Below are 2,893 nucleotides of genomic sequence, written 5' to 3' on the forward strand. Positions count from 1 at the left end.
TGGTGCAATGATTTTGACTGGATTGGGAATTAATGAGCTTTCTATGATATCTTGCGATATTTCTCCAGTAAAGGCGTGTTTACAGACTCATAGTTTTGAGGATATGAAAATTTTAGCACAAAAAGCATTGCAATGTGAAACTGCACGAGCTGTACGTGCTCTAAGCAAAGATATAAGGTGATAAAAAACATTAAGGGATAGAACGAGTTCATTTTGCAAAGTAATCAGATTTTTAGTGTTGTAAAACATTGTTCTTTAGGGCGATTATAGGCAACATTATTAACTTAGAATGATAATTTATCGTTTTTTATAATGGGAATCCCGAATGTCATAAGATTTTCTCATCACAAGCCCTCTCATATTGATTAATTAAAATCATTTTCTTGTACGCCATAAGTAGAGATGATATGTAGATAAAAAAACTTTAAGAAAGGATAAATGCTTCTTATGAATTCTCTCAAATAGCAAGGGGCGTTGCAATATTTGGGGCTGGCAAATAGCATGATGGTACCAGCTGTCTCGATCCTATCCTAAATATTTCATTTCATACTTCTACATTTAGTTGATAGAAAATAAAATTCAGATACAAAAGGCTGTTATATTTTTAATTTAATATGCATGAATGTATATTATTCTCTGAAATGAGAAAACATTTCAATTTTAGCAAGACATAAAATCATAAAGATGTAAATCTGCTTTCCTCTTTACCATATACTCTTAAATTCAGCTTTATAGTTTTCAAAATATCTAAAGCAATCTCTTTTAAATAAGAGATATTATATATTGCTTCATATTTTATGTTTATTGCATTCTTTAAGTAGGGTATGCTTCTCATAAAAAACAGAACACTCTAAGAATACTATTATTTTTCTCATCCACGTGTTTGTAAAAAATATTTCTCAAAGCTTGTCACATCCATCTCATAGCGGTATCTATGAATAGTATAAAATCTATTGGATAGAACCTCTTTCCTTAAATAAAAAGCACAAGTCAAGATCATATTATTTACCAATACCCAATACTTTGCTATTTGAGAGGGGTTGTGATGAGAAAATCTTACGATATTTGGGGTTCTCATTACATAAGATGATAATTTATTATTTATAAATCAATATATTATATATGAAGTGAAACACAAAAATGATTAGCAGGTAGATCTCATCTCAAGAAAGAGCAGTTTGTCATAAAATTTATAGCGGTTAAGAATCTTCATCCTTGGGGCCATGAGGGGGTTGGAAATAATTTTTATTGAAGTGAAATTTATTATCCGGATGAAACAATTTTAATGTTAGAGATATAAGACGTTCATATCGTTATTATTCTATTTATTATTGTGATAATCAATGGGGATAGGCGAGAGATATTGAATTCTTTGATTGTGCAGAACCATGGACCGTATGCCAATTTTAAGAGAGGTATTTTTTCGTGAAGCAGAAAGTGTGTAAGTGAGCATGACTGTTTATGATTGGTGACAATCTTTTTATTCCCATTATTGCATTGTAGACAGCTATTCACGGAAAAAGTTTTTTCTTAAAAAGAAAGGATGTGCTTGTTATTCAATAGATATCATCTCTTACTTGAATAAATGAATTTGTGTTTTGAGTTTTGAATGTATAGTTTAGACTTGCACGTTATTTCTTTCTGGGTATAGTGCAAATTTCTGGAGAGGTGGCCGAGTGGTTGAAGGCGCACGCCTGGAACGCGTGTATATGGGAAACCATATCGAGGGTTCGAATCCCTCTCTCTCCGCCATACAATTTTCTCCTATGTATAACGTATTGATTCTTTGTAATCTTTTTAAAGGTTCGGGAGCGTTAACAAAAGTTCGGGAATAGGATTTTCCAACATACCGTTACAAAGCTCATCTTTTTCCTCCAACATTCTCTAATAATTTTTTTAATTCTTTGAGAACCACATATTTTAAATGTGCAAAGACATTCTCTATCGCCTCCATGAGACGAGCAAAATTAAGAAACCATTTTCTAAAGAATTTCGCGCGTCTCAGAGTATGTTTAGAGTCGGATATTTGGTTTTTGTGTAAAAATATTTACCAATGCATCTATAAGACGTGAAAAATCAAGCGCTAGTAAGAGTATAATGGGTACAATCCATCTCGTATAACGTGACATCACTTTTATACTTTTGTAGGTCATGATAATTTCTTGAAGGATTTCTTTTTCTCCTTCTGTAAGCTCTGTATCGTCTTTTGTTTTTTTCTTAGCCATGTTTCCACCCACACACACGTTCGCCCTGCTTGTTATGCTCTAAGATCTCTCTTGCTAAATTAGAACTGATGACGTTGACATCTTGCCTCTCTAAATAAATTGGCAACCAACCAACACAAGAGACATACTTATTTGTCCCGCAACCAACGAGAGAGAGCAGTACGCACATCAGTATCATTTTTCTGATTAACTTCATTTTCCACCTCCAGCCGTGTTGTTGCTGCCTTTAAGGTTTTTTCTGTTTGCTTTTGCCGTTCTGCCTTTTTTCCAAGGGTAAAAGCTTTTGCCAAAGCCATAAAAAAAGCGGCTAAAGCCGCGCCTGTTAACAGCAGATTTTTTTCATCCATAAGATCATAGGCGGTGTTCCTGAAAACGTTTGGCAACAAAGAAAATGCCAGCACATGCGGCTAAAACCATGATAGTGGCAAGCGCCCATTGGACTGGACCATTTCCTGCCAATAAACCACCAAGCCCTGAAAAAGACCCAATAACTGGTGCAAGAGCTTCAGCTTTTAAAAATCCCGTTGGTGCTTGTGTTTCTACGGTTTGGTAGTTAGAGGAAACAAAAGCACCTTTCGCCCACAAGCCTGCTTCTGCTGCACGCCGGTGTGCGAGACCTTCAAGACGCTTACCGCCTGCTTTGGTCCATTTCTGTAGCTCGGCAGGGA

Annotated in this window: 3 protein-coding genes, 1 tRNA gene and 2 pseudogenes; 2 read left to right on the plus strand and 4 right to left on the minus strand. The window is 35.2% G+C overall.

The annotated features are described in order from the left end of the window. Both ACFIO3_RS10885 and ACFIO3_RS10890 read left to right on the plus strand, forming a co-directional pair. Nucleotides 1-181: hypothetical protein (locus ACFIO3_RS10885; protein ID WP_375704450.1), on the plus strand; the 181-nt coding region annotated here is incomplete at its 5' end. Between the two features lie 1,481 nt (nt 182-1,662). After that, nucleotides 1,663-1,752: transfer RNA gene (locus ACFIO3_RS10890), tRNA-Ser, on the plus strand. Between the two features lie 260 nt (nt 1,753-2,012). On the opposite strand, the gene ACFIO3_RS10895 is transcribed toward ACFIO3_RS10890, so the two are convergent. The 4 genes and pseudogenes from ACFIO3_RS10895 to ACFIO3_RS10910 all read right to left on the minus strand — a co-directional run. Beyond that, nucleotides 2,013-2,225, minus strand: coding sequence for a hypothetical protein (locus ACFIO3_RS10895; protein ID WP_375608777.1), 213 nt, complete (start codon nt 2,223-2,225; stop codon nt 2,013-2,015). After that, on the minus strand, nt 2,218-2,421 hold the full coding sequence (locus ACFIO3_RS10900) for a hypothetical protein (protein ID WP_375704451.1): 204 nt from the start codon (nt 2,419-2,421) through the stop codon (nt 2,218-2,220). The genes ACFIO3_RS10895 and ACFIO3_RS10900 overlap by 8 nt, the downstream gene beginning before the upstream one ends. Further along, nucleotides 2,354-2,580, minus strand: a pseudogene (locus ACFIO3_RS10905) (hypothetical protein). The gene ACFIO3_RS10900 and the pseudogene ACFIO3_RS10905 overlap by 68 nt, the downstream one beginning before the upstream one ends. After that, nucleotides 2,577-2,893 (minus strand): annotated as a pseudogene (locus tag ACFIO3_RS10910) (lysozyme); the annotation flags it as partial. The pseudogenes ACFIO3_RS10905 and ACFIO3_RS10910, both read right to left, overlap by 4 nt.

Source organism: Bartonella sp. AD328YNZD (assembly GCF_042196425.1).

Excerpts from the sequence above, each read along its gene's own strand:
- ACFIO3_RS10895 (WP_375608777.1), bottom strand. The coding sequence starts at position 2,225 with ATGGCTAAGAAAAAAACAAAAGACGATACAGAGCTTACAGAAGGAGAA.
- ACFIO3_RS10900 (WP_375704451.1), bottom strand. The coding sequence starts at position 2,421 with ATGAAGTTAATCAGAAAAATGATACTGATGTGCGTACTGCTCTCTCTC.